This window comes from Desulfovibrio sp. SGI.230 (assembly GCF_050313065.1).
Classification (GTDB): Bacteria; Desulfobacterota; Desulfovibrionia; order Desulfovibrionales; family Desulfovibrionaceae; genus Desulfovibrio.
Genome location: NZ_JBNPKS010000001.1, coordinates 248,899 through 272,262, shown reverse-complemented (window position 1 = coordinate 272,262; position 23,364 = coordinate 248,899). Strand labels below are relative to the sequence as shown.

Below are 23,364 nucleotides of genomic sequence, written 5' to 3'. Positions count from 1 at the left end.
GTGATGGAACTGGAAGCCCGCAAAGCCGTACTGTATTCCATTTTTGATGCCGGGGTGCGGGCTGTGGCTCCCGATGCGGCCCTGATGCGTCATGTCTGTCTGGAAGGCGACAGCCTGCTTGTGGACGGGAAACGTTGGCCGCTGCCGCACCGGGGCCGTTTGCTGGTGCTGGGAGCCGGCAAAGGGGTCGCGCCCATGGGCGCTGCCGTGGAAGAGCTGCTGGGGGATCGCATCCATAGCGGGCTGCTGGTGGTCAAGTACGGTCACGGTCTGCCGTTACGGCAGATCACTCAGGTGGAGGCCGCCCATCCTGTCCCGGACGCGGCAGGCGCAGCAGCCACACAGGCATTGCTGGAGCTGGCCGCCGGGACGACGGCAGACGATCTTGTCCTCTGTCTGCTCACAGGCGGGGCCAGTGCCCTGACGCCGGCCCCGGTGCCCGGCGTCACTCTGGAAGACATGCAGCAGGTGACGGAGCTGCTGCTGCGCAGCGGCGCGACCATCGCGGAACTCAATGCCGTCAGGAAGCATCTGTCCCGTTTCAGCGGTGGCCAGCTGGCCCGGACGGCTGCTCCGGCCGGGGTGGTGAGCGTGATCGTTTCCGACGTGGTGGGGGACGCTCTGGATGTCATCGCCTCAGGTCCCACAGCGCCCGATGCTTCGACGTTTGCGGACTGCATGGACATCCTTGCCCGCTACGAGCTGGCACCGGCCATGCCGCCTGCTGTCCTGGATCATCTTCAAAAAGGCTGTCTGCGTCAGGATGCCGAGACGCCCAAGCCGGGGGATGCCTTGTTCCGGCATGTGCAGAATGCCCTGGTCGCCACCAACCGGCAGGCCCTGGATGCGGCGGCGGAGCAGGCCCGGCAGCAGGGCTTCCGTCCTGTCATCCTGACGGACAAAATGGTGGGGGAAGCCCGGGAGCAGGCGGCCCTGCTGGTGGCGCAGGCCCGGCGGATGGCGGCCGAACTGTCGGCGGATGCACAGCCTCTCTGCCTGCTGGCCGGTGGTGAGACGACGGTGACGCTCCGCGGCGGGGGCAGGGGAGGGCGCAATCAGGAAATGGCGCTGGCAGCCAGCCTGGCCTTGCAGGACTGCCCGCATGTCTGCGCCCTGTTTGCCGGTACGGACGGCACCGATGGCCCTACGGACGCTGCCGGAGGATGCGCCTGGGCCGGGAATCTGGCTGTGACGGGGATGGAGCAGGCACGTCATGCCCTGGAAGAAAATGATAGTTATCCGATACTTCACCATTGCGGTGCCCTGCTGCGGACCGGTCCCACACGGACGAATGTGATGGATCTGGCCGTGCTGCTGGTCTGGCCGGAAAAGGCTCAGTAAAAGTTTTTTCTTTGCGGTCATAGCTTGACAATGACAGATTTAAATAGTAATGTTTATTAAATACTTGGAGTTTGCTATGGCCCAACCACAGACCAGAATGACTAGGCAACGTGCTGTCATCCTTGAAGAACTGAGAAAAGTCAAAACACACCCCACAGCGGATGAACTGTACAGCATCGTTCGTGAGCGCCTGCCCCGCATCAGCCTCGGCACGGTATACCGCAACCTCGATTTCCTGGCGGATACCGGCGAGATACGCAGGCTCGAAGCGGCAGGGACGACAAAACGGTTCGATGGCGATATTTCTTGGCATCAGCATGTGCGCTGCATCCATTGCGGGCGCATAGGTGATGTCATGCAACCCCTGCCTGTACCCTCTGTGGCAGGCATGCAGGTAGAAGGCTTTTATTCCATCGTCGATTCCCGTGTGGAATTTGACGGTATTTGTGAAGCCTGCGCCGCCAAGGGCTTGAAGTAAGCACACGCTTCCGGGACGGACTTTGTCCGTCCCGATCCCTCAAAGGAGATTGTTATGGCTGAAGCTCAGGACATGTGGCGTTGCCAGATGGTGAATTGCGGTTATGTCTACGACCCGGATCGTGGCGACAGACGCCACAAGATCCCTGCCGGTACCAAATTCGAGGACCTTCCCGATGACTGGCGCTGTCCGGTCTGTGGCGCGGCAAAGAAAAGTTTCCGTCGCCTCTCGGAAGAAAATTAGCATTCGCAAGGACGCCCTTCGGGGCGTCTTTTTTATGATGGCTGTGACTGTACCGTGCAGGCACGGAGTAAAAGACACCCGGTATGCGGGTGTCTTTTTTTATGGGCAAGCATCATGCATGCCGGGTTCGCATCATAACAGCCCCGTCCAGTGCCGCTGGCCGCTGCCGCCGGATGTTGGCCTGACAGAAGGATACCGGAGGGCAGGGGAAACAGCTTCTCTGCCTTGCGCAGGGGACAGGAGCATGGTTCTTCTGTCCGCATCTGCCAAACATCTCCTCCCATCCGGCATCCGTTGTCCTGCTCGGGCAGGGCGGTAAAGAGATGCTTGCGTAGCCTGACTGTTTTGGTATCTTCAAAAAATACCTTGTTTCAGCAACAGACTGGTGCGCATGAAATATCTACCATCACAGATCATGACTTTTTTGCACGAGCGCGGCGCAAAGCACAATATGATCGTGCTGCGGCGCTTTTTCATTACCCTGTGCATCATGATCGCCGCTTACAGCGTCATCTTCCACTGGCTCATGGAATATGAAGGGAAGGAACATTCCTGGATCACCGGGGTCTACTGGACGCTGACGGTCATGTCCACGCTCGGTTTTGGGGACATCACTTTTTCCTCGGATCCGGGCCGCATCTTTTCCATCGTCGTGCTCATGTCGGGCGTGATCTTTTTCCTGATCATGATGCCCTTCACCTTCATCCAGCATTTTTACATGCCGTGGCTGGAAAGCCAGAAAAAGGACATGGTGCCGCGCCGTCTGCCCGCCGGGATCAGGGGGCATGTGCTGATCGCCGGAAGCGGCCCCATCACCCTCAACCTGGCCGATGACCTGGCGCGCCATGGTATCCGGCGTGTGCTGCTGTGCAATGATCCCCAGACCGGTCTGGACCTGCTCGACCAGGGCTATGAAGTGGCTGCCGGTGACCATGACGACGTGAAGACCTACCAGAAATTGCACGCCGATACGGCCGCCATGCTGGTGGTCATGGATACGGACATCCGCAGTACCAACATCGTCTTCTCGGCCCGTGAAGCCGCGCCCCAGGTGGTCATCGCCGCGGGGGTGGAAAATCCCGATGCGACGGACATCCTGCGCCTGGCAGGATGCAACAGGGTGTTCCAGTTCCATAATGTGCTGGGTGAGGCCATGGCCCGACGGGTGGTCCGCTCGTCCCAGCGGGCCAGCATCATGGGCCGCTTCGGCCGTCTGGTGGTGGCGGAAGCCCCGGTGATGCACAGCAGTCTGGCCGGCAAGACCCTGCTGGACTGCAGCCTGCGCGAACGGACGGGCATCAACGTGGTCGGCGTCTGGGATCGCGGTGCTTTCCAGCTGCCCGGGCCGCATACCATGTTCACGGAAAGCAGCGTGCTGGTGGTGGCCGGTACGGAAAAACAGGTGCGGACGTTCGACCGCCTGATCAGCGAGCCGGAAAAGGCAGAGATGGAGAACGTGCCCGTGGTCATCCTGGGCGGCGGCAGGGTGGGCCTTGCCGTGGCGCGGAATCTGGCACGCCGCAAGATCCCTGCGGTGATCGTGGACCGGCAGCCGCACATCAATTCCGGCGCCATCCCCCATGTGCACGGGGATGCCGCGGATCTTGCCGTTCTGGAAAAGGCCGGCATCCGCAAGACGCGCACCATCATCATCACCACCCATGACGATGACGCCAATATCTATCTGACCATCTACAGCCGTCGTCTGCGGCCGGATGCCCAGATCCTCTGCCGTGCCTCGCTGGACCGTAACGTCAACGGCCTGCACAGCGCCGGTGCGGACCAGGTGCTTTCCCTGGCTTCGCTGGTGAGCAACAGCATCATCAATCTGCTGGCTCCGGACAAGATGATGATGCTGAATGAGCGCCTGCTCGTCTTCCGCTATACCATCCGCGGACAGCTGCAGGGCAAGAGCCTGATGGAATGCGGCATCCGCAACAAGACCAAGTGCAGTGTGCTGGCCGTGCGCGACAATACCGGCACCATGCACGTCAACCCTGATCCGGGCTATATCTTCGCTCTGGGGGATGCCCTTTATCTCATCGGCGACTCTGAGGCCGAGGAGCGCTTCCGCGAACGTTACGGCATCGACAGCAATCTGGCCTGTGCCGATGCTGATTTGAGCTGAGGCATCGCAGCGGCTCAGGGATTCGCAGCCGCAGTATGCAGCCATCCGCCATCACAACGGGAGGGAGATCCGTCTGCCTCCCTTTTTTGCGACCTGCCCACCGGGAAAGGTCGCAGATGGTCGCCAGGTTTCTTTCGCGGCTCGACATGCAGCGGTCTGTCCCGTTCTGTCATGGACAGGAGAGCGGGGGAAATATACTGAAAACAGGCAGACTTGCCTTTTGTGACGGCTAGCCCTGCAGGAGCTGCAAGACTTCCTTGTCGTCTGCCACGACCTCGAAGGCCGATTGCAGGGAAGCGGGCAGGCGGGAAGGCCGGCCGGTCGCCATGTCGATATAGACCCAGACCGTGGCCGCTTCGGCCAGGACGCTGCGATCGGCGGCGCGCCAGAACAGATAGCGGCGCAGGCTCTGGCGGGAGGCAAGCTCGGCCACCCAGGTGGCGGCGGTGATGACATCTCCGGCAAGGGCAGGGCGTTTGTAGGTGATGGTATGCTGGCGGACGACCCAGCCGTGCCCTTCCGCTTCGTAGCGTTCCACGCCCCAGCCCTGGACAGTGGAGTGGTTGATGGCCAGATCCTGCATCCACTGCACATAGCACAGGTTGCTGACGCGGTTCTGGATGTCGATATGCTGGGGAGCGACGATGATTTCCTGGGTGAAGATGCGCATGGTTCCTCCTTGGCAGGGCCGGGTGCTGCCTGCCGTGCAGAAGGCAGCATATACCTCTCCACGGGGAAAGGCCATGCGCCTTTTGCCTGCCTCTGCTGCCTGTCGGAGAGATTTCGCTTGTCTGTCCTGCTGCCCCGGCGTAGAGGGGAACAGAGATGTATTCGGGACAGGAGGGAAGGAGCATCATGGTGCAGCGCATGACCATGGCATGGGTAAAATGGTTGGGATGTGCGGGCTTGCTCCTGCTGTTGTCGGGGCCGGTCATGGCCGCGGAAGGCGTGCTGGAGATCCTGGCGGCCGGAGATGTGCTGCTGGGCGGCCGGATGCTCGAAGCGCCCCAGGCTGGAGAGCTTTTCGGGCCCCTGACCCGCCGGCGTCTGGAGCAGGCGGACATTTTTCTGTGGAACTGCGAGATCGCCGGTCTTTCTTCCGTCTCCAAGCAGAATACCTTCGTCTTCCATGCCGACGGGCTGCTGTTCCCCCAGATGGCGTTTGCCAATGGCGCTGCCTGCACCGCCAACAACCATGTGTTCGACGGGCTGGAAGAGGGCGCGGCCAATTTGATGGCGGTGCTGGAAGGGGCCCGTATCCGCCACAACGGCCTGCATGAACGCGGTACCTTCGCGCCCCTGTCGCTTTTGCCCCAACGAGAGCCGCCGGTCTATCTGCTGACGGGATCGCCCATGTCGCAGATAGGCAGCGGGCCCCGGATCGTCACACTGTCCTATCCCCAGCTGCTGGAAGCCGTGCGGACATTGCGTGCCCGGGAGCCGGAGGCCTGTATCATCCTGTATTCCCATGACGGGAACGAAGGTTTTTCCGAGGCTTCGGATCGCCAGCGGCTCTGGGCGGACTGGTTTGCCGCCGCAGGGGCGGACATCATCCTTTTCGCCCACAGCCATTGCTACGGCGGGTTCGAGACCCTCGAGGCCTCGCCGCGCAAGACCTTCGTGGCCTGGGGACTGGGGAATTTTTTGTTCGGCGGCAACCGAGGCTGGCGGAGCCGGAGCGATGTGCGCCTGCTGTCCATCCGTCTCGATATGGCTACCGGCGGCAAATCCGCCTGCTGGCTGTATGGGAAGACCAAAAACTGGCAGTTTTCCCTGTACCGCATGGACGAAAGCGTGCTGCGGCAGGTGCAGGATCTGGGGGCCAGGGCTGCCGCCATCGTCGGCCAGCCTCCGGTGGAAGGGAACGAACAGGAAAAGGCCGATGAAGGATTCGGGCTGGGCTCATTGTTCCTGTTCTGGAAAAATCTTTAGGCTCTGCAGGGCCTGTGGGCGACCGGGCAGGACTGCAGCCAGAATGCGGCGATGGGGAAGGCAGAAAGCCTGGTCGACCATATCCTGGTCAGCCGGTTTTAAAAAAAGATACATGCAGGGACACGATGCCTGTCCGGGGAGCCGGACAGGTATCGGGCAAAATAGAAGAGGCGGCAGGTATTCCTGCCGCCTCTTCGTCTGACAGGAAGCGGGGGTGCCTCCTGCCCGGGGGAGGGCATGGCATCGGGCCGTCTAGGAGGTGGGGATTACTTGGCGCTTTCGCTGGTCGGGAAAGCGAAGTTGTCCTGGTAGTACCGGGTCACAGGGTGCTTGTACTTTTCCAGCGGCACGGGGACGCGGAAGAATTCCGGTTTGCTGTCCGCATCCTTGCGCAGGCAGAGCCAGGCCAGCTGGGAATCGTCACGCACGGGGTAATCTTCGCGGTAATGGCCCGCACGGGTCTCCTTGCGTTCCAGAGAGGCCCGGACGTACATTTCGCTGACAAAGGCCACACCACGGGTCTCATGCAGCTTGAGCAGGTAGTGAGGATCCGTCGCAACCATACGCGGCAGGTCTTCTTCCCGGATGCGCTCCAGTTCCTTGAGCGCGGCCTGAAGGCTACGTTCGTTCTTGAGGATGGAGACCCCGTAGGGGAAGACCGTTTTCTGGATGGAGGTCAGCACTTCCTTGGGAGTGAGACCTTCCTTGCCCAGAGGAGCGAACAGGGCCTGCTGGCGGGCAGTGATTTCCGCGTCGGACAGGTCGCTCTTGACTTCCGGCAGCGTCTGGAGCAGGCGGGCCGCATTCTCACCGGCCATATGGCCCAGCACGGACGTGGTCATCAGGGCAAAGCCGCCGGCGTAGACACCGGGCTCGGTGGCACGGGCCGTACCGGCAGCCAGAAGGCCTTCCAGATTGGTGTTGCCCCAGGCATCGGCCCGCAGACCGCCGTAAGAAACGGTCATCTGGGGCACCCATTCCGTGGAATCCCGGAACAGGTCCAGCCCCAGGGCGGAAAGCTTGTCATAGTTCAGCTTCTGCCAGCCGTTCTGGGGACGCAGCAGGATCAGGTTCTCCTGCTGGATGCGGCTCAGGTCGAAGGTGATGGGACCGCGACCGGCCCGGATCTCCATGGCCATGGCCATGGTGGTGTAGTGGGGGTCGGTATTGGAGCCCAGCACGGGAGAGTAGCGCTCCATGAAGGGCTCGCCTGCGGCATTGACGAAGCGCGCGCCCAGAGGCATCAGCACGGTCTGGCCTTCCCAGCCGAAGAGGCGGGGCATGTTCCAGACACGGGCAAATTCCAGGTTCTGCAGGACCGCGCCGGCCTCATAGGTCATCTGCATGGTCTCGCCGGTAGGCGTGTTCTTGCCGTACGAGGTCTTCCAGCCGCCCATGCCGCTGGCGGCAATGACCACCCGGGCGTCGAAGCGGTAAAAATCGCCGTTGATGGTATCGAAGCCCAGGGCGCCGCAGACGCGGCCGTCCTGCTGCAGCAGCTCGGTCAGCAGGATGCGTCCCACCCGCTCCACGGAGCGCTGCTTGAGCTGGCGCACGATGTTCTTGACCATCAGTTCACCGCCACGGCCCTTGAGCTGGGCCGGGTACAGCTTCACATGGTCCAGTCCCCGCTGGGGGACGTATTTCATGCTGCCGTCTTCTTTCTTGAAGAATTCGCAGCCGAAGCGTTCGTAGTCATGCAGACGGTCGGCAGAGCGCTTCAGGATCTCTTCCATGAGGTCCTGGTCGCAGAGGCCGTCGAAATAATAGATGAAGTCCTGAACCCACTCGTCCACGTTGTCCGGGGGGAGGACGGCTTCAAAGTCGCCGCCCGCCATGGTCATCAGACCGCCCCAGTCGCGGGGGCCCTTGTCCACGATGCAGATGCGGGCTTCAGGGGCCAGTTCGGAACAGCGGTAGGCGGCCCACAGGCCGGCGGAACCGCCGCCCATGATCAGGACGTCCGTCGTGATATGATGCATGTTCATCTTACAGTCCTCCGCCCAGAGCCTTGGGGATATCGGGGAAAACAGGCGGCAGTTCTTCGCGGAACGGGTGCACGAAGATGGCGCCTGACGGACACAGCCGTTCACAGATGTAGCAGGTCATACAGTCGTCGGCATAGGCGATGAAGGCCTTGCCGTCCTCACCGAGCCGCAGGGCGTCCAGAGGACACTTTTCCACGCAGGCGCCGCAGCCGGTACAGATGGCTGGAGAGATGGAAAAAATCATTGGGCTGTACCTCCCTGGGGTGCGGCTGGGCCGCACCCCATTTTAATCATGATAATGTGTTAGAATGTATACTGGAAATACACTTGGGCTTTCCAAGCATCTTGCTTTTGGTAGCTTCCAAACCCGGAATAGTCCTTCTTCCAGGTCGCATCGTCCATGAAGTTGGCGATGTAGCCCAGCTCCGCGACACATTCGAGGTTGTCATAGATCTGCCAGTTGGTGAGGAAGTTGAACTCCAGCAAGCCGTCGTTGGTCGTAAGGTAGAGGCTGTCGTAACGGTTAGTAGAACTTTCCCAGGCATTAGCATGCGTCATGTACTTGACCATTGAGGGGCTGTTGGTCCCGCCCCAGTAGGCAACACGCAGCGTATGCTTGAGATTATCAATGAAGCTGACATCTTTCAGCTGTGCACCGATACCCCACGTACCAGCATAACTCAGCGTCTTGGCGCGCAGGAACCATGAAGATTCCCAGCTCAATCCTTGCCCGTATCCCATGAAAGAGGTAAAGTTGCCATAGGCACAGAGGGAGGGCAAACGCTCAGAGCCATTTTTGACGTTGCCATCGTCACCCGAAGCGTACCAGCCAAAGATACCAGGAGTGCCCCAGTCCATCTTGTATTCGATCAGGGCCTTGGCTAGCCAGCCTTGCCGCTGCATGCTGCCGCGCCGTACGTCATCCCAGTTGTTGCGGGCAGCAACATCAAACCGGCCCATGGATTCAACAAAGCCGTAGTTGAAGTCGAACTCTATGTTCAGGGGATCCCATTCGGAGATGGTCACAGGCAGACCGAGCCAGAACATATTGCCATAAGGCTTTGAGGTAGGATTAAGGTTGCGGATATTCAGACCATCGCCGCCTTCCAGGCGAGCCAGGAAGGGCGTGGTCGCGACAGCTGGAGCACCATCAGCGAACCAGTTGTCATAGTAGGTGTCGAAATAGGCGGCATTGCGCCCCTGGATGCCGTACATGGCCCAAGGCTCAAATTTGATGCCATCAAAATTCATGGGGACGCTCAGGAAAAAGAGGTCCATGTTATCCAGGAAGTTTTGACCATCCTTGGATCTGATGCCGGTATTCTGGTCTGAGCGGAAATCTCCTCCTCCATAGTTGTCATTGAGCAGGCGCATCCAGAGCGCTGTTACGCCGATCTGATCGGATATTTTATAGTTGGCGACGGTAGCTGCCACGCGGTTATCATGGATGGCCGTTCCGCCTGCTGCATTGGGGAGAGTGACGAACTGCAGGCCCATTTTGAGCTTCAGGTCAGAATCGGGTACGGCCCACTGCACATAGGACTGGGCGATTTTGACGACATTGCCATCAGCCCCGAGTGCACCGCCGGTTGCCGAACTTCCCCATACCTGAGGGGACATCTTGAAGGCTACGAGGCCTTCGAGGTTTTCAGAAGCAATGGCCCTCAGGATGAGCGTGAGGCGCTGGCGGGCTGTGAATTCGTCACCGTTGTTCACATGTTGTCCATCTCGTTTCGAGGTCAGCCCTGTATCACCGACACCAAAGGCCATTGTCCAAAAACCGCCAATTTTGAAATCGATGGAGAACGCAGGGCTTGCATATAGAACAGTCGCAATAAGGAGGCAGAGAAAATTCCTTACAAGGTGATACTTCATCACTAAATCCTTTTGATAAAGAGCATTAACAGGGGCTAGCTGTTAATGCTCTTTTGTTTTTGGGATGCTTTTACGGAAGGGTGAGGAGTTCACGTTCCTTACGCCACGGGTCATTAGCCAGCGCGTATTCAAGGTTGAGCTTCATCGTAGGCCGGTTTTTCAGATCATACTGTGACCAGCCGGGATTCCCTGATGTAATGAAGTTTACCCAGGTCTTATGCATCTTGTCGGCAAGGGACTGGGGAGGATTGTCGCCTACATATCCGCCGCAAGCCTTTTTGTCAGCCAGCATATCGAAGACAAAAGGAATGTCGCACCAGTGAGCAGCGCCCATCTTTCCATTATAGGCGTCACTTTTCCATTCAAAGGAATAGGCCCATGTCTTTCCACCGCCCTTAGCGCGTGCTTCCAGAAGGCGGTTGGTAGGAATGCGGAAGATGATGTCACTTTGCAGAGCCGTATAGATCTCACCATCCGTCTTGCCACGCCCATTTTTCCGGTAGGCTTCAGCAAGCGACTTGTTGGCCTTGATGCCATCAAGGATGAACTGAACATCCTTCTGGGTAAGACGGTCAATTTCTCCAGTAGGCGCAGTGACATAGCGCCATTCATCGGCAGTACATCCGATCATGACGGAGACATTTTTCCCCATACCATCGGCGACGCTGTCAACGACACGCTTCTTCAGGACGGTGCCGTCAACATAGGGCTTGAAGAGCGTCGTATTCCCGTTGGTATACCGTGCCCATTCGAGGTCTGAGCCTTTTTCTGCCAGCAGCCTGCGGAAGTTCAAAAGCTTGTCGTAAGGCAAGGCGAGGATGGCCTTTTTGGTATAGGGGATGCCCCAGTAGTCACAGAGGATTCTGGACGCCGTATCGGCCTGCTCAGGAGTCCACTGAGCAAGGTGGGAGCCACTCATCAGGATGGCCTGTTCGAACAGACCTGCCCCCAACGGAGAGGCCAGCATGGAACCAATGTGGGTAGCCCCGGCAGACTGGCCCATGACGGTGATGCGGTTGGGGTCGCCGCCAAAAGCCGCGATATTTTCCTTGACCCACTGCGTGGCAAACAGCATGTCACGGATGGCAAGGTTGGCGGGCACCCCGGGAATCTTCATGAAGCCGTCAACATTGACACGATAGTTGATAGTGACGACGATGACCCCGCTGCGGGCAAAAGATGTACCGTCGATCTCACTGTTGTCGCAGCTCATGCTTCCGCCACCAGGGATATAGACCAGCACGGGGCAGCGGACATTCTTGCCAGGATCGGGCGTCCAGATGTTCAGACGCAGGCAGTCGCCACCGCCTTCGACGAGGATGCGGGAGTTCTTTCCAGGCAGCGGCTTGCCGTCAGGAGCCATCTGTCCTTCTTCACCGTCAGTGATGACACCGCCTCCCTGCAAGGGAAGAGAGGCTTTTTGAGTGCAGGGGACGACCCCTGACCAGGGATCGACAAACTCAGGCAGCCCCAGGCGGCGAACAGGCTCATAGGGAGGCTTGCCACAGGGCACGCCCAAAAAGACATGAATCCCATCTACGACCATCCCCTGAACTTTCCCCTTTTGTGTCTGGATAATCGGCCCCGCTTTGGGGGCGGCAAAAGACAGGCTTGTCCCTGTAAGTAAGGGCAGTGCTACGGATGCCGCCATCCCCTTGATGAAACTCCTTCTTGAGTAATGCATGAGTACCTCCTCTGTGATAGATTGTTTTTTGAATATATTGTATTTCTATCACTATGAACAAAATTTCCTGTAGTAAGGAATTAAGCTATTCCAATTAAGAGTAGGTAATGTCATATAAATATATTTCTACGTTGAGAAAAATTTTCTCAACGTAGAAATATATTTTATACTTGCATAAACAGGGGGAATGTGAAGCCGATGGCGCTGCAGGGGCAGCTGGTGCGGCAGTTGGCGCAGTGCCAGCACTCTTCGCCATGCACCATTTCGGGCCGTTCCGCATCCTGGTAGGGGCGCATCTCCAGCACATAGCCGGGGCAGTCCTCGACGCAGGTACCGCAGGCCTTGCAGTGGCCGCAGTGGAAGCAGCGGGCGGCTTCCTTTTGGGCCTGTTCGATGGTCAGACCCAGGTTGAGTTCGGCAAAGGCCTTGGTACAGGCATTTTCGGCTTCCTTTTCGGAAGGAACGCTCTCATACTGGGCGATGCCGTAGATGTCGGCGTACTGCACCACGTAGGGAGCGGTGTCGCTGCCCATGGCGTCGCAGTCTTCGATCATATTCTCTTCGTTCAGGGCGTAGACGCGGCTGCTGGTACCGGTCAGCATCTGGTGCACGGCAAAGGCGGCGCGGCGGCCGTCGCCCACGGCGCGGGCGATGGAGGCGGGACCGGCGGACACGTCACCGGCGGCGAACACACTGGCCTTGGAGGTGCGCTGGCTTTCGTCCACCTTGATCCAGTTGCGGGGGGTCAGTTCCAGACCACCGGCGTTTTCACCAAGGAAAGCCAGGTCGGTCTTCATGCCCACGGCAAAGATCACGGTGTCGCATTCCAGGACATGCTCGCCACCGGGCACGGCTTCCAGGGTCAGCTTGCCCTTTTCGTCGAAGTGGCAGTCCTTGACTTCGAAGTAGTCCACGCCGGTGACCTTGTCGCCTTCGGTGCGGATGGCGGACATGGTGCAGGAATTGTGCACATGCACGCCTTCCTTGGCGGCCAGTTCCAGGTCTTCGGCAGGGGCGCGCATCTCACCGGCCTTTTCCAGGCAGATCACATGGACGTTCTCGGCGCCGAGACGGCGGGCAGTGAAGGCGCAGTCGAAGGCCACGCCGCCGCCGCCCATGATGACGACGTTCTTGCCGATCTTGCCGGTGTTCTGGCCCAGAGCGGCGGCACGCAGGAATTCCACGGCCTTGACGGCCTTTTCGGCGCCGGGGATGGGCAGGCTGTTTTCAGCGGGCACACCGGTGGCCACGATGATGGCATCGTAGCGGGCGGAGATCTCTTCCATGGTGATGTCCACACCCACGCGGGTGTTGACGCGGGCACGCACGCCGGCTTCCAGCACCAGGCCCACTTCGCGGTCCACCACATCACGGGGCAGACGGAAGTTCGGCACGCCGTAGCGCGGCACGCCGCCCAGCAGGGGCTCGGCTTCGTAGATGGTGACCTCGTGGCCCAGCAGGGCCAGGAAGTAGGCGGCCGTCAGGCCGGCAGGGCCGCCGCCGATGACGGCAGCTTTCTTGCCGGTGGCGGGACGACGCTTGAAGAAGACATTGCCGCGTTCGGCAAAGGTCTCGGCAGCGCGTTCCAGGGCGCGGATGTTCAGGCAGCCGTCCATTTCCTTACGGTTGCAGGCATCCATGCAGAAGTGGGGGCAGACGCGGCCGGTGATGCCCGGGAAGGGGTTCTTGGCACGCAGGTAGCGCAGGGCTTCGGTGAACTGGCCTTTTTCGATGAGCGAGTTCATCTTCTGGATGGAATTGCCGATGGGGCAGGAAGTTTCGCAGGGCGAGGTGCGGAACTGCTCTTTCAGCTGGGCGCCCAGCACGACGGGGCGCGTTATTTCACGGCTATATCTCGGGGGCATGATTACAAACTCCTTGGAAAGTGCATGAGGATGCCGCGGGCATTACAGCAGCGGCGCCTTGCCCCACTGGAAACGGGGGCCGTCTTCGCCGCGGACCAGCAGCAGCGGCTTGGCCATGTCGGGGTTCAGCTCGGGGTAATCCCGCAGCTTGTAGACACAGCGGCCGGTCTCCTTGCGTTCCATGGTGGCCTGGATGGCCAGTTCACAGACCGTCAGGATGTCGCGGGACTCGTGGCAGCGCATGAGGTCGCGCAGGGTGTCGGCATGCAGGCGGTCGGCCTGGCCGGACAGGAAGCGGATCTTTTCCAGGGCGCGGGCCATGCCGGCCATGGAGCGGCGGAAGCCCATGTAGTAGTTCATGACGTTCCGGGTAGCCTGTTCGATCTCCTTGTAGCTGACGCCTTCGTCGGCGGGCACCTGCATGGGGGCGAACACGTCCTTCTTGACGCTGGCGGCCAGGTCTTCGTTGATCTTGCCGGCTTCGGTGATACCGGCGGCGCGCATACCGGCCTGGCGACCGGCTTCGTAGCCACCGCACATGGCGCCGGAGCAGTACAGGAAGATACTGCCGCAGAAGAGGTTGGGCACAGTGGTCTCGAAGGTGTCGTTGACGGCGATGGTGCCGCCGAAGATCAGCTCGCCGATCTCCACTTCCAGCAGCTTGTGCTGGAAGTCGGTGCCGGTGCAGTCGGCCCAGTCACCGAAGGTGGCCTTGTCGCCGGGCATGAGCACATACTGCAGTTCATGCACGACATCCTTGTCCACATGGCGCATGTCCATGTAGAATGGCGGGCCGGAACCCTCCATCTGTTCCTGGAAGGTGCCCTGGATCTGGTTGTTGCGCACGCCGTTTTCCATCATGGGGTCGTACTTGCCCATGAAGCGTTCGCCAAGGGCGTTGATCTCGTGCGCACCGGAGCTGTTGATGCCGTTCATGCCGGGGCAGCCGTAGCCCTTGGGCAGCATGGTGGCACGCTGATAAGTGTCCAGTTCGGTCACGGCGGCGCCCACATCATAGCCCAGCACCACACCGGCGCTGGTATTATAGGGGTACATCCAGACGTTGAAGGGATTGTGGGTGGAGTTATCCGTGCCGCGCGTGGCCGAACGACCCTGGGCCGAAACAACGGTCTTGGCGCGAACCAGCACGAATTCGCCGGTGCGGACATTCCAACCCAGCGCACCGCAAGCCTTGCCGTTGTCGGTGAGGATCTTGACCGCCATGACGTTGTCGAGCGTATTGATGCCGGCATCACGCACGATGCGGGCCATGGCGCGTTTGATGGTCATGCCGTTGGCGATATGGACCCACCAGCGGCCCGGCTGACCAAAACCCTGGGTGCGCAGGTAGGTGCCGTCAGCCTTCTTGCTGAACTGCACGCCCGCCTTGCCCAGCACATCCAGAAAATATTTCATGTGGGCGTACCAGCCGTTCTGCAGCATGGCAGGCGACCAGCCGTTGAGGGGCTTGGCGTAGAACTTGATGAGGTCTTCCACGGTGTCGTGGGCTTCACCGGGCTCATCCAGGACGGCCATATAATGGTCATTGCCGCCGCCGATACAGCCGGAGCTTTCCAGCTTGCCCTTGTCCATCAGCACTACGTCGAGGCCCTGGTCATGCGCGCCGAGCGCCGCACCACAGCCCGAAGCACCGGAGCCGATCACGAGCACGTCGGTTTCCACTAACGTGCCGAGGGGGTGTTTGGTCATCTTCATAGCAATATCCTGATTGTGATTTTTTAGCGGACAGTCATCGCCGGACAGGTCGATCATTCCTGGAAACTTGCCCCGCGGTTGTGAATAAAAAATCATGCGAAACAGCTGTATTGTCAAATAAATAAAAATAACATATTGTTTTAAAAAATCAAACATTGGAGGGCGTGATGATTCCTGAGTTGAATGGTGATTTTCTTCAATGGTTACGCGGGTTTTATTATGTCGCTAAAACGGGGAGCGTGCGTAGGGCCGCAGAACTGATGAACAGAAATCCCTCAACGATCAGCTATCAGCTACGTTCGCTGGAGACCGAGCTCAACACTGTTTTGTTCGACAGATACAAAAAAAGCCTTCAGATCACCCCTGAAGGCAAAAAATTGCTGGGCTGGACCATCACGACCTTCGAGACGCTGCAGAGCATGCGCTCTGCCGTAGGGACTACGGACGGCCATCTGCAGGGCGACATCTTCCTGGGGGCGACCCTGCCGGTGGCCATCATGGCCGTGGACGCCATCGCCGCGTTCCGTGCGGAGAATCCCCAGGTCAACATCCGCATCCAGCGCGCCCTTTCTTCCGAGATCGTCCAGGCGGTCAAGGAATCCCGCCTCGACTTCGGCCTGACGGGCATGACGGCCCTGCCCAAGCTGGATACCATGGAGATCCTGATGAAGGCCCGTCCCCTGCTCGTCATGCGCAAGGACAGCATCTGGGACATCCCCCCCATCCCTACCGAAGCGGACCTGGAGCGTCTGCCCTTTGTCGTTTTCCAGACATCACTGGAAGAGAGCGAACAGCCGACGCCGACCCTGCAGTATGCGGCACGCCGCCTGCAGAAGAACACCGTCATCAGCGTCAACAACTACCACCTCATCATGCAGTTCGTCCGCTGCGACGTCGGGGTGGCCATCATGGACGAGCTGTGCTACCGGGCGACCATGTTCGGTTCGGACTGGAGCTCCATCGTCAGCTGTCCTCTGGACCACCTGCTGCCCAACGTGCTGTACGGCATACTTGTCCGCAGGCACAAGCATATCAGCCCCCAGGCGCAGGCCCTGATGGATACCCTGCGGCGACATTTCATCGAGCTTGCCGCCCAGCCCTTTGGCCCCACCTTTCTTGCCGGACAGACGCAAAAAGGCGGGCAGCCCAAGGCCGCCCGCCCGCGTAGGAAGGCTTCGCTCCGCAAGGGGGATTAGAAGATAGCCTTGCCCACGATGATCGTGATGGCCGCGGTGACCAGATAGGACATGAGAATGACGGCAGGAGCCGTCTTCCAGATGGCCTTGGAATCCGACCACTCGTTGCCGTGCAGCAGGGCCGCACTGGCGCTGGCGGCAGGCGTGAGGAAGGCAAGATGCACGCCCATGACCACCATGATCAGCGGAAGTTCGGGGCTGACGTTGGCCGCCTGGCAGTAGCTGTAGATAATGGGCATCAGGGACACACCCACGGCGCCGTTGTTCATGACCTGGGTCAGCAGGGTGGCGGCCAGACCCAGGAACAGGGCAAAGGTCAGCGGGGTGCCGCCGGAGATGATGGGATCAAGCGCCATCATCAGGAAGGGAGTGATGCCGCTTTCAGGCTTGGCCATGGCACCGGACAGGGGCTGCACGAAGGCCAGCAGCAGCACGATGCCCCAGGTGACGCCGGAGTCCACCATGACCTTGAAGTTCAGCAGGGCCTTGCCTTCCACCTTGATGGCCGCCATGACCGTCACCAGCAGGATGACGATACCGGTATTGCCGATACCCTTGAGGAAGCGGGTCAGGAAGAAGTCCTTGGGCATGAAGTTGGGGGCCAGCAGCAGGATGACCAGCAGGAACAGGAAGGCCAGGATGACCTTCTGCACGCGGGAAAGGACCAGGCTGCCGTCCTTGTCCAGCTTGCTCACATCCAGATGGACGAGCTTGCTCATGTCGGGACGGAAGATGTACTTGCCCATGACGATGAAGAGCAGCGAGCACACGGCGCAGATGAGCAGGGCGATGAGCATGTACTTGGCATAGTCGATGCCCACACCGGACATGGTCTCATAGGCGCTGAACACGGTCAGGGCGGCCTGCTTGAAGGGGATGAGGGACATGCCCACCTGGGCGGCGAACACGATACCGAACACCATCATGGTGGGGTAACCGTCGCCTTTCTTGAAGCCGCAGACTTCGCACACGCCGTACAGGATGCTCCAGCCGATGATGGCGGCCGGAGAGGCACTGGTCAGACCGCCGAGGATGAAGATGGAGCCCAGAAAGGTGTAGGTGAATACCCAGGGCCGCCCGGCAACGAACTTGCGGGTGATGAACCACAGGGAAATGAACTTGGACAGGCCATAATGGCTGATGGTGGCGCAGAAGACGAAGATGAAGAACATCATCTGGACCACGGGGTCACCGAAGCTCTTGTTGAGCAGCATCATGGGCTTCATGCCGCCGATGAGCATCAGGGCCAGCAGACCGGCCAGGCTGGGCCAGACGATCTCGATACAGACCCAGCCGTAGAGCACGCCCAGGAAGATACCGATAAGATTCATCCCCAGGGGCGTCAGCGGTTCCACGGGCGGTAGCTGGCCAAAGCCGAACATGATGAGCAGACAGACGACAGTGTGCAGGTAATAGGCAGGCGCCGAGAAGCGCTTGGGGGTGGATTCTTTTCCAGCCATGATGAGTTCCTTCTTGAGAGATCGCTACATACCGCCCAAAGGCGGCTGTTCCTTCGGTCATCCAATACAGAAGGGGACATGTCTGTCCGCATTCCATGCGCCCTGCTGTTTTCTCCCTGTATGGCCGTTGCCCGCGGCCATTATGTGAAAAAGTTATCATGTCAGGCGGTCTGTTTTGTCAATTCAATAAAAAAATATTTTTGTTTGATAATTTTAAACAATAAAACCACACTTTGATAATAAAATTTAATTATTTCAATATATTATATATTTTATAAAACAAATCCCCCGCTATTCCGGAAAATTGGATACCATTCCGGACACAGGCTGATGGTAAAAGACAATCCCCGGATCTGGTGTTTGTTTTTAGCATATTGAATTTATTAAATATATTTTAAGCATGTAAATCATGGCCAGCCGCACCGCCTGTGCTTTGATCTTCACAGAAAAGCGGGTAAGCGGCTGTGTAAAAAAGAACAATTGACAGCCGCTGTCAGTCCCGGCATAAGGGGCGGCATCGTGTGCGTTCCTCAGCACACAAGGGAGGAAACATGTCTTATTTTGCAGCCCGGCAGGCCCAGACGACATTGTCCTGTCCTGAATGCGATCACAAGCTGGAGATCGCGCGTACCTGCCACGAGGCCTTCATGCGCTGTCCTTTTTGTGGCAAGCGTTTCCCGCTGGAACAGTTCATCAGTCAGGCAGATGAAGCCATGGAACGCTTCCTCGAAGGCCTGTACTTCGACCGTATCTAGGCGTGAACCGGCATCAGAGAGCAGCTCTCCTGCTTGTGCTGGCGCTGTCCGGCGCCATGCATGCCGTCATCTTGCTGTGCGCCGGTATGGGGATGCTCCTGGCAGGATAACGACGGCTGCCCGGCAAGACTATCCGCTGCTTTTCCTGGTTACGAAAACAGCCCACATGGAGCGAACCATGCGGGCTGTTTTTGTGTCGGCAGAGGAGAGAAGGCTTAATAGAGGGTGGGCAGGCCCAGGATAGCACGGGCAGACACGGCCACCTGCATCATGACCTGCGAGATGTCCTTGACGGCCTGCATGTTCTTGGAGGCCACCCGCGGCATCACAAGGATCTGGTCCCCGGGCCGGATATTGTCGCCATCATGGCTCACCGAGCCGTTGGGATGCATGACAAGCACGGTATCCTGGTCCGCGCGGCTGTTATAGCCGCCGGCTCCCTTGATGTAATCGTCCAGATCATTGTTTTTGCTCCAGAGCATGGCCTGGGGCATCATGACTTCACCACTGACGAGGACCACATCGCTCTTGGCCGGGATGACGATGACATCCCCATCTTCCAGCGTGATGTCGCCGATCTTCTGGCCGTCGCTCAGGACGACGACACCTTCCGGTTCCACGGCTTTGGCCCGCTCCACGAATTTGGCGATCATCTCCGCTTCCTTGGCGCGGATCTGGGACTCTTCCGTGCTGGCCGACGAAGCGGTAAGGGCGGATTCTTCCAGGCGGCGCAGGCTGTCGGCGATGGCTTTCTTCTGGCGTTCGGCCACGCTCTTGCGCTTGATGTACATGCCGTTCAGATCAGCACGTCCCTGTTCGACAGCGATAAAGTTGCGCACTTCATCCAGGCGTGCTCCGCGGCGCACGGGAAAGCGGCTGGCACCGCGTACGGCTCCCTGCACCGTGACCGTTATGGTATTGCCTGCGGCATCCGCCAGCAGCTCGATGCTGTCACCGTCCGCCAGCTGCAGGCTGGCCAGTTCGCCAAGGGGCAGATAGGTATTGTAGGGCTTGCCGTTGCGGACCCCCTTGATGGCGATATGCGAGGCACTGCTGTCCGGATCCACCAGCTTCAGCAGGCTGGCCCCGGAGGTCTTGCCTTCCGGCAGCTCAAAGCGGGCGCTGGTGCGTACCTTGCCCGTGACAGTGACCGTGGGCCCCTTGTCGGGGACAACGATGATGTCGCCATTCTGGAAACGGATGGGCGGCATGCTGCCTTCACGGATGAAGGGATACAGGTCCACCGTCGTCACGACCTGATTGTTGCGGCGGACCTGGATGTTCCTGTAGCTGCCCCGTCCGGCGTCGATCCCGCCCGCCTTGTCCAGATAGCTCAGCAGGGGATCGGCCGCAGAACCGCTGTAGCGGCCGGGCTTGGGGACATTGCCGGTGACGAACAGGGTGATGGGCTGCGCATCCATGGGGGCCAGATAGATCTGGCTGTCGGCATGGCCGGAGGCCGCCAGCTTGCTGCGCAGGGCATCCTGCAATTTGTCCTGGGCCAGACCGGTCACGTTGAGCTGGCCGACTTCGGGGATGTCCAGCTGGCCGGCAGGGCTGACTTCGAGGATGGTATCCACATTGAGGCTCCCGCCCCACAGGCGCAGGACGACCCTGTCACCCGGTGCGATGGCGCCGGCGGCTCCTCCCTGACCGAAATTGCCCTGGAAAAGATTGGCTCCGTAGGGTGCCGGAGCGTCAGCGGCATAGCTGCCCTGCGGCAGGAGCAGCAGGCACAGCAGCAAAAGAAAAACAGACTTTTTCATGGTACGGCCCCGGGCTTAGTCCTTGGCCTCTTCCGTCTGGGAAGCCGGCATGACAGCGGGACGCATGCCCTGGCCCCAGACGCGGGGCGCCAGCCGCCACTGGCCCTGGGCATTGCGGCAGGCAACGATGATCTCGGCTTCATTGAAATTGTTGCGGACAGTGGCGCGCTTGCATTCCTCACCAGCCGCGGAGAAGAAGCTGTCCTCCATGCTCACGCGCACGTCCGTCCCGAAGGCGGGATCGGAAAGGGTGGTGATGTCACCGGGCACGGCATTGGCCATAAAATTTTCCACAGGGCTGGGCTTGTATTCGGGCGTTTCAGGGGAGTCTCCCAGCAGGCCGCAGCCATTGAGGGCCAGACAGGTCGTCAGCATGAGAAGGGTAGAGAGACGTTTCATGAGTTCTCCTGGAAAGGAAAGGCCGGAATCGGACCGTTGCTGGTCAGCCCTGGACAGGCTGAGACGCGGGATCCGGCATCCGGGGTGAAAAGGGCAGGGGAAGCTCCAGATCGATGAAGCGTTCCCGCACGATAGCTTCCGGGATATGGATGGCGAGCTGCTTCAGGTCCTCCGGAGCGAGCGTTACAAGCCAGTTTACGGCCTCCCGGGCCATGACGAGCCAGCGGTCCAGCGGCAGGAAAAAGACCGCCGGGCAGATCTTGTACAGATAAAGGCCCGTATCGAGCAGGACCAGCGGGAACAGACTGCAGGCCACAGGACGGCGTTGCCGTGGCAGAAGACAGCCTTCCGGGCCGCAGGATTTGCACCCCCTGTCGTCCAGGCAGGCCGTATCAGGGGCAAGCAGAAAAAAGTCCCTCTCCAGATGGTCATGCTGCTGCGAAGGCAGCAGCTTCATGGGAAAAGGGGTGGCGCAGTCCTGAGGGCCGCAACAGTAACGACAGTCCCGGCAGTAATCATTGCTCAGGATCCCCTGATCGAAGTGTACATCCCGTTGCAGGGGAAAACGCTGACGCCATTGCTGCCAGTAATGCCAAGAGCTTTTTTGCATGGAGATCCTCCGGCAGTTTCAGCTGTGCCGGACAAAAATGTCGATTATCCCGATGCGGAACATCTGTCAAATATCGCTATATCATGCTGATAATAAAAAAGAAAAAAATCAGTTTCCGCAAAACGGAAAAGGGAGGCAAAAAATGCTTGCCAGATGGGCGCTGATGGCGTAAATACACTTTTGTTGTGCCGAAGTGGTGGAATTGGTAGACACGCTAGGTTCAGGGTCTAGTTCTGGCAACGGAGTGGGAGTTCGACTCTCCCCTTCGGCACCAAGTGAAAGCAAAGGCTGGTAGTGATACCAGCCTTTTTTTGTTGCAGGCTTTGACCTGCTGCGTGCCGCAGGCGCAGAATAGAAGGCCCTGCCATCCGGGCGGCGGTGATCCGGGCGCGGAGGCCAGCGCAGACTTTTGTGCGGCTCCTTGCCAGCCTCACCATGCTGCGATGAGCGGGGCAGGCGGCATGATGTGCCCTGCCGGTACGTGAAGCAGACGAACGGTGACAGGCTCTGTCATAAAAAAGCTCTCCTCGAATGAGGAGAGCTTTTGCCGTTTCTGGAGCGTCCGGCCTTATTCCGCTGCCCGCAGTCTGCTTGTGATGTCGTCGAACTCCTGCCGCAGCCGGGCATCATACAGCAGGGAGAGGTCTGGCGGCTGGAAGGCGAAGATGCGGGAGAAATCCGCTTCCGATGTGTGCATCATCCCCAGCAGATCGCTGCTGGTCTTGACGGTCCGATAGGTATTGACGGCCACCTTGAAGGATTTTTCCGCCCGCTGCAGCAACTGCTGCAAATGTTTTTTCTGGCGTGACAGATACTGGTTGTAGAGGTCCACGGCATCCAGTGTCCTCTGGTTGGCGGCGATGTTCACTTCCAGGATCTTCCGGTCCGTCTCCTCGGCCCCGGAAAGCAGGCTGCGGGCATGTTCCTGCAGCTGGGCAGCCTCCTTCCTTATCTTTCCCAGACGGTCGAGGTAGCGGCTGTCGATCTGCTGCAGGGCCTGTTGCAGGGCGTAGACATAGACCTTGTTGCACATCATGTAGATGCCCGTATAGGTCTGGAGCAGCTCCACAGAAGCGTCCGGGGCCGCCAGCTGGCTTTCTATGCTGCGCTGGATGGCGCTGATGTTCTCGGCCACGGCCATGATGCTGGCGGTATCCTTGCCGTCGGCCGCGCTCAGCATGGTCTCCAGCTGTTCACGGCTGACAGGCAGGCCGCGTGCGGAGATCTCGGCAAAGATGCGTTCCTTGTCCGCCTCCAGACCGTGTTCCAGATCTGCTATCTCCTTGCGCAGTCCGGCGATATCTTCCTGCAGGCTGCTGCGCGTGGCCTTGAGCGGGTTCCAGTGTGAAGAGGGGGCGGAAACGAGCTCCTGCTGCAGGGCCGCTATCTTCTGGCGCTTTGCGGCTATCTCGTCCCGGGCGGCATCCCGGCTGGCGATGAGGTCCAGAGCCTGGGAATCCGCGAGGATGGCGAAGCATTCGGAGACGATGCGCTGGAATTTGGGATCGCGGAACGTCAGGACCTCGGCCCAGCTGCGTTCGGAGGGGTCCTCTCCCGAGGCGATGATATCCACCCCTTCGTGCAACAACGGGACGGCATCGTCCCAGATGTCGACGAAAGACCGGGCGGCAGAGACAGGCTGGACATGGAGCAGGATAGCCAGCAGCAGGAGCAGGGCCGGGCGCATGCGCTCTCCTTTGGAAAAAGTGAAGGTAGAGAGGAAAGGGTAGCAGGCAGAGGGGATGGCTTCAAGAGGAAGGGGGCGCGCTTCGGCCGGAGGTGCCGGAGCCCGGGAACTGTCTGTATATGCTGAAGACCGGCCAGGAAGAGCATCCGCGGATGAGATCTGGCTGTTGGTCTGATGGGGGCGGCAGGTACGTCTTGCCTGTCCGCAATATCCCCGGGCAGCAGTACGGAAACGTGGAGCC

At 59.5% G+C, this 23,364-nt stretch carries 19 protein-coding genes and 1 tRNA gene; 8 read left to right on the top strand and 12 right to left on the bottom strand.

Annotation, left to right across the window (positions count from 1 at the left end):
* Positions 1-3: 3 nt before the first annotated feature.
* From ACQRAG_RS01265 to ACQRAG_RS01250, 4 genes are all read left to right on the top strand, one after another.
* The gene (locus ACQRAG_RS01265) at positions 4-1,341 is read left to right on the top strand and encodes a glycerate kinase type-2 family protein (protein WP_300645715.1); all 1,338 of its coding nucleotides are present in this window, start codon (positions 4-6) and stop codon (positions 1,339-1,341) included.
* Between the two features lie 76 nt (positions 1,342-1,417).
* Positions 1,418-1,819, top strand: coding sequence for a Fur family transcriptional regulator (locus tag ACQRAG_RS01260; RefSeq protein WP_040369377.1), 402 nt, complete (start codon positions 1,418-1,420; stop codon positions 1,817-1,819).
* Positions 1,820-1,873: 54 nt separating this feature from the next.
* Positions 1,874-2,062: a rubredoxin gene (locus ACQRAG_RS01255; protein WP_168936417.1), complete on the top strand. Its 189-nt coding sequence runs from the start codon at positions 1,874-1,876 to the stop codon at positions 2,060-2,062.
* 415 nt (positions 2,063-2,477) lie between these two features.
* On the top strand, positions 2,478-4,190 hold the full coding sequence (locus ACQRAG_RS01250) for a potassium channel family protein (RefSeq protein WP_289616056.1): 1,713 nt from the start codon (positions 2,478-2,480) through the stop codon (positions 4,188-4,190).
* 229 nt (positions 4,191-4,419) lie between these two features.
* Here ACQRAG_RS01250 and ACQRAG_RS01245 read toward each other — a convergent pair whose 3' ends face one another.
* Positions 4,420-4,860: an acyl-CoA thioesterase gene (locus ACQRAG_RS01245; RefSeq protein ID WP_168936290.1), complete on the bottom strand. Its 441-nt coding sequence runs from the start codon at positions 4,858-4,860 to the stop codon at positions 4,420-4,422.
* Between the two features lie 185 nt (positions 4,861-5,045).
* Between ACQRAG_RS01245 and ACQRAG_RS01240 the strand changes: the two genes are divergently transcribed.
* The gene (locus ACQRAG_RS01240; protein ID WP_304025678.1) at positions 5,046-6,122 is read left to right on the top strand and encodes a CapA family protein; all 1,077 of its coding nucleotides are present in this window, start codon (positions 5,046-5,048) and stop codon (positions 6,120-6,122) included.
* Positions 6,123-6,388: 266 nt separating this feature from the next.
* Here ACQRAG_RS01240 and ACQRAG_RS01235 read toward each other — a convergent pair whose 3' ends face one another.
* The 6 genes from ACQRAG_RS01235 to ACQRAG_RS01210 form a co-directional block, all read right to left on the bottom strand.
* Positions 6,389-8,110, bottom strand: a complete 1,722-nt coding sequence (locus ACQRAG_RS01235; protein WP_427803746.1) for an FAD-binding protein — start codon at positions 8,108-8,110, stop codon at positions 6,389-6,391.
* 1 nt (position 8,111) lies between these two features.
* A complete protein-coding gene (locus ACQRAG_RS01230; protein ID WP_301965009.1) occupies positions 8,112-8,354 on the bottom strand; it encodes a 4Fe-4S dicluster domain-containing protein in 243 nt (80 codons plus the stop codon).
* Positions 8,355-8,413: 59 nt separating this feature from the next.
* Positions 8,414-9,985: an outer membrane homotrimeric porin gene (locus tag ACQRAG_RS01225; protein ID WP_427803745.1), complete on the bottom strand. Its 1,572-nt coding sequence runs from the start codon at positions 9,983-9,985 to the stop codon at positions 8,414-8,416.
* Between the two features lie 70 nt (positions 9,986-10,055).
* Positions 10,056-11,669, bottom strand: a complete 1,614-nt coding sequence (locus tag ACQRAG_RS01220) for a carboxylesterase/lipase family protein (protein ID WP_427803744.1) — start codon at positions 11,667-11,669, stop codon at positions 10,056-10,058.
* Between the two features lie 164 nt (positions 11,670-11,833).
* Entirely contained in the window at positions 11,834-13,534 is a 1,701-nt protein-coding gene (locus ACQRAG_RS01215; RefSeq protein WP_427803743.1) for an FAD-dependent oxidoreductase, read from the bottom strand.
* 42 nt (positions 13,535-13,576) lie between these two features.
* A complete protein-coding gene (locus tag ACQRAG_RS01210) occupies positions 13,577-15,250 on the bottom strand; it encodes an FAD-binding protein (RefSeq protein ID WP_204674949.1) in 1,674 nt (557 codons plus the stop codon).
* Between the two features lie 167 nt (positions 15,251-15,417).
* Here ACQRAG_RS01210 and ACQRAG_RS01205 point away from each other — a divergent pair, with 167 nt between their 5' ends.
* Positions 15,418-16,446, top strand: coding sequence for a LysR family transcriptional regulator (locus tag ACQRAG_RS01205; RefSeq protein WP_204674947.1), 1,029 nt, complete (start codon positions 15,418-15,420; stop codon positions 16,444-16,446).
* Here ACQRAG_RS01205 and ACQRAG_RS01200 read toward each other — a convergent pair.
* Entirely contained in the window at positions 16,443-17,906 is a 1,464-nt protein-coding gene (locus ACQRAG_RS01200) for an SLC13 family permease (RefSeq protein ID WP_304038374.1), read from the bottom strand. The genes ACQRAG_RS01205 and ACQRAG_RS01200 overlap by 4 nt on opposite strands.
* A gap of 551 nt (positions 17,907-18,457) precedes the next feature.
* Between ACQRAG_RS01200 and ACQRAG_RS01195 the strand changes: the two genes are divergently transcribed.
* The gene (locus ACQRAG_RS01195; RefSeq protein ID WP_168935769.1) at positions 18,458-18,661 is read left to right on the top strand and encodes a dual CXXC motif small (seleno)protein; all 204 of its coding nucleotides are present in this window, start codon (positions 18,458-18,460) and stop codon (positions 18,659-18,661) included.
* A 215-nt stretch (positions 18,662-18,876) separates the two neighbouring features.
* Here ACQRAG_RS01195 and ACQRAG_RS01190 read toward each other — a convergent pair whose 3' ends face one another.
* From ACQRAG_RS01190 to ACQRAG_RS01180, 3 genes are read right to left on the bottom strand one after another with little or no spacing between them, the layout of a single operon-like run.
* Entirely contained in the window at positions 18,877-20,427 is a 1,551-nt protein-coding gene (locus ACQRAG_RS01190; RefSeq protein WP_204625553.1) for a polysaccharide biosynthesis/export family protein, read from the bottom strand.
* Positions 20,428-20,442: 15 nt separating this feature from the next.
* Positions 20,443-20,826 (bottom strand): DVU3141 family protein, encoded by a 384-nt coding sequence (locus ACQRAG_RS01185; RefSeq protein WP_168935771.1) that lies wholly within the window; start codon positions 20,824-20,826, stop codon positions 20,443-20,445.
* A 43-nt stretch (positions 20,827-20,869) separates the two neighbouring features.
* A complete protein-coding gene (locus tag ACQRAG_RS01180; protein ID WP_303877591.1) occupies positions 20,870-21,436 on the bottom strand; it encodes a hypothetical protein in 567 nt (188 codons plus the stop codon).
* Between the two features lie 187 nt (positions 21,437-21,623).
* Between ACQRAG_RS01180 and ACQRAG_RS01175 the strand changes: the two genes are divergently transcribed.
* Positions 21,624-21,710, top strand: a tRNA-Leu gene (locus ACQRAG_RS01175).
* A 294-nt stretch (positions 21,711-22,004) separates the two neighbouring features.
* Here ACQRAG_RS01175 and ACQRAG_RS01170 read toward each other — a convergent pair.
* Positions 22,005-23,123: a hypothetical protein gene (locus ACQRAG_RS01170; RefSeq protein WP_289616067.1), complete on the bottom strand. Its 1,119-nt coding sequence runs from the start codon at positions 23,121-23,123 to the stop codon at positions 22,005-22,007.
* Positions 23,124-23,364 lie beyond the last annotated feature (241 nt).

Bases quoted from the DNA above. Each gene is read 5' to 3' on its own strand.
- ACQRAG_RS01265 (WP_300645715.1), top strand. From the start codon at position 4: ATGGAACTGGAAGCCCGCAAAGCCGTACTGTATTCCATTTTTGATGCC.
- ACQRAG_RS01260 (WP_040369377.1), top strand. From the start codon at position 1,418: ATGGCCCAACCACAGACCAGAATGACTAGGCAACGTGCTGTCATCCTT.
- ACQRAG_RS01255 (WP_168936417.1), top strand. From the start codon at position 1,874: ATGGCTGAAGCTCAGGACATGTGGCGTTGCCAGATGGTGAATTGCGGT.
- ACQRAG_RS01250 (WP_289616056.1), top strand. From the start codon at position 2,478: ATGACTTTTTTGCACGAGCGCGGCGCAAAGCACAATATGATCGTGCTG.
- ACQRAG_RS01245 (WP_168936290.1), bottom strand. From the start codon at position 4,860: ATGCGCATCTTCACCCAGGAAATCATCGTCGCTCCCCAGCATATCGAC.
- ACQRAG_RS01240 (WP_304025678.1), top strand. From the start codon at position 5,046: ATGGTGCAGCGCATGACCATGGCATGGGTAAAATGGTTGGGATGTGCG.
- ACQRAG_RS01235 (WP_427803746.1), bottom strand. From the start codon at position 8,110: ATGAACATGCATCATATCACGACGGACGTCCTGATCATGGGCGGCGGT.
- ACQRAG_RS01230 (WP_301965009.1), bottom strand. From the start codon at position 8,354: ATGATTTTTTCCATCTCTCCAGCCATCTGTACCGGCTGCGGCGCCTGC.
- ACQRAG_RS01225 (WP_427803745.1), bottom strand. From the start codon at position 9,985: ATGAAGTATCACCTTGTAAGGAATTTTCTCTGCCTCCTTATTGCGACT.
- ACQRAG_RS01220 (WP_427803744.1), bottom strand. From the start codon at position 11,669: ATGCATTACTCAAGAAGGAGTTTCATCAAGGGGATGGCGGCATCCGTA.
- ACQRAG_RS01215 (WP_427803743.1), bottom strand. From the start codon at position 13,534: ATGCCCCCGAGATATAGCCGTGAAATAACGCGCCCCGTCGTGCTGGGC.
- ACQRAG_RS01210 (WP_204674949.1), bottom strand. From the start codon at position 15,250: ATGAAGATGACCAAACACCCCCTCGGCACGTTAGTGGAAACCGACGTG.
- ACQRAG_RS01205 (WP_204674947.1), top strand. From the start codon at position 15,418: ATGATTCCTGAGTTGAATGGTGATTTTCTTCAATGGTTACGCGGGTTT.
- ACQRAG_RS01200 (WP_304038374.1), bottom strand. From the start codon at position 17,906: ATGGCTGGAAAAGAATCCACCCCCAAGCGCTTCTCGGCGCCTGCCTAT.
- ACQRAG_RS01195 (WP_168935769.1), top strand. From the start codon at position 18,458: ATGTCTTATTTTGCAGCCCGGCAGGCCCAGACGACATTGTCCTGTCCT.
- ACQRAG_RS01190 (WP_204625553.1), bottom strand. From the start codon at position 20,427: ATGAAAAAGTCTGTTTTTCTTTTGCTGCTGTGCCTGCTGCTCCTGCCG.
- ACQRAG_RS01185 (WP_168935771.1), bottom strand. From the start codon at position 20,826: ATGAAACGTCTCTCTACCCTTCTCATGCTGACGACCTGTCTGGCCCTC.
- ACQRAG_RS01180 (WP_303877591.1), bottom strand. From the start codon at position 21,436: ATGCAAAAAAGCTCTTGGCATTACTGGCAGCAATGGCGTCAGCGTTTT.
- ACQRAG_RS01170 (WP_289616067.1), bottom strand. From the start codon at position 23,123: ATGCGCCCGGCCCTGCTCCTGCTGCTGGCTATCCTGCTCCATGTCCAG.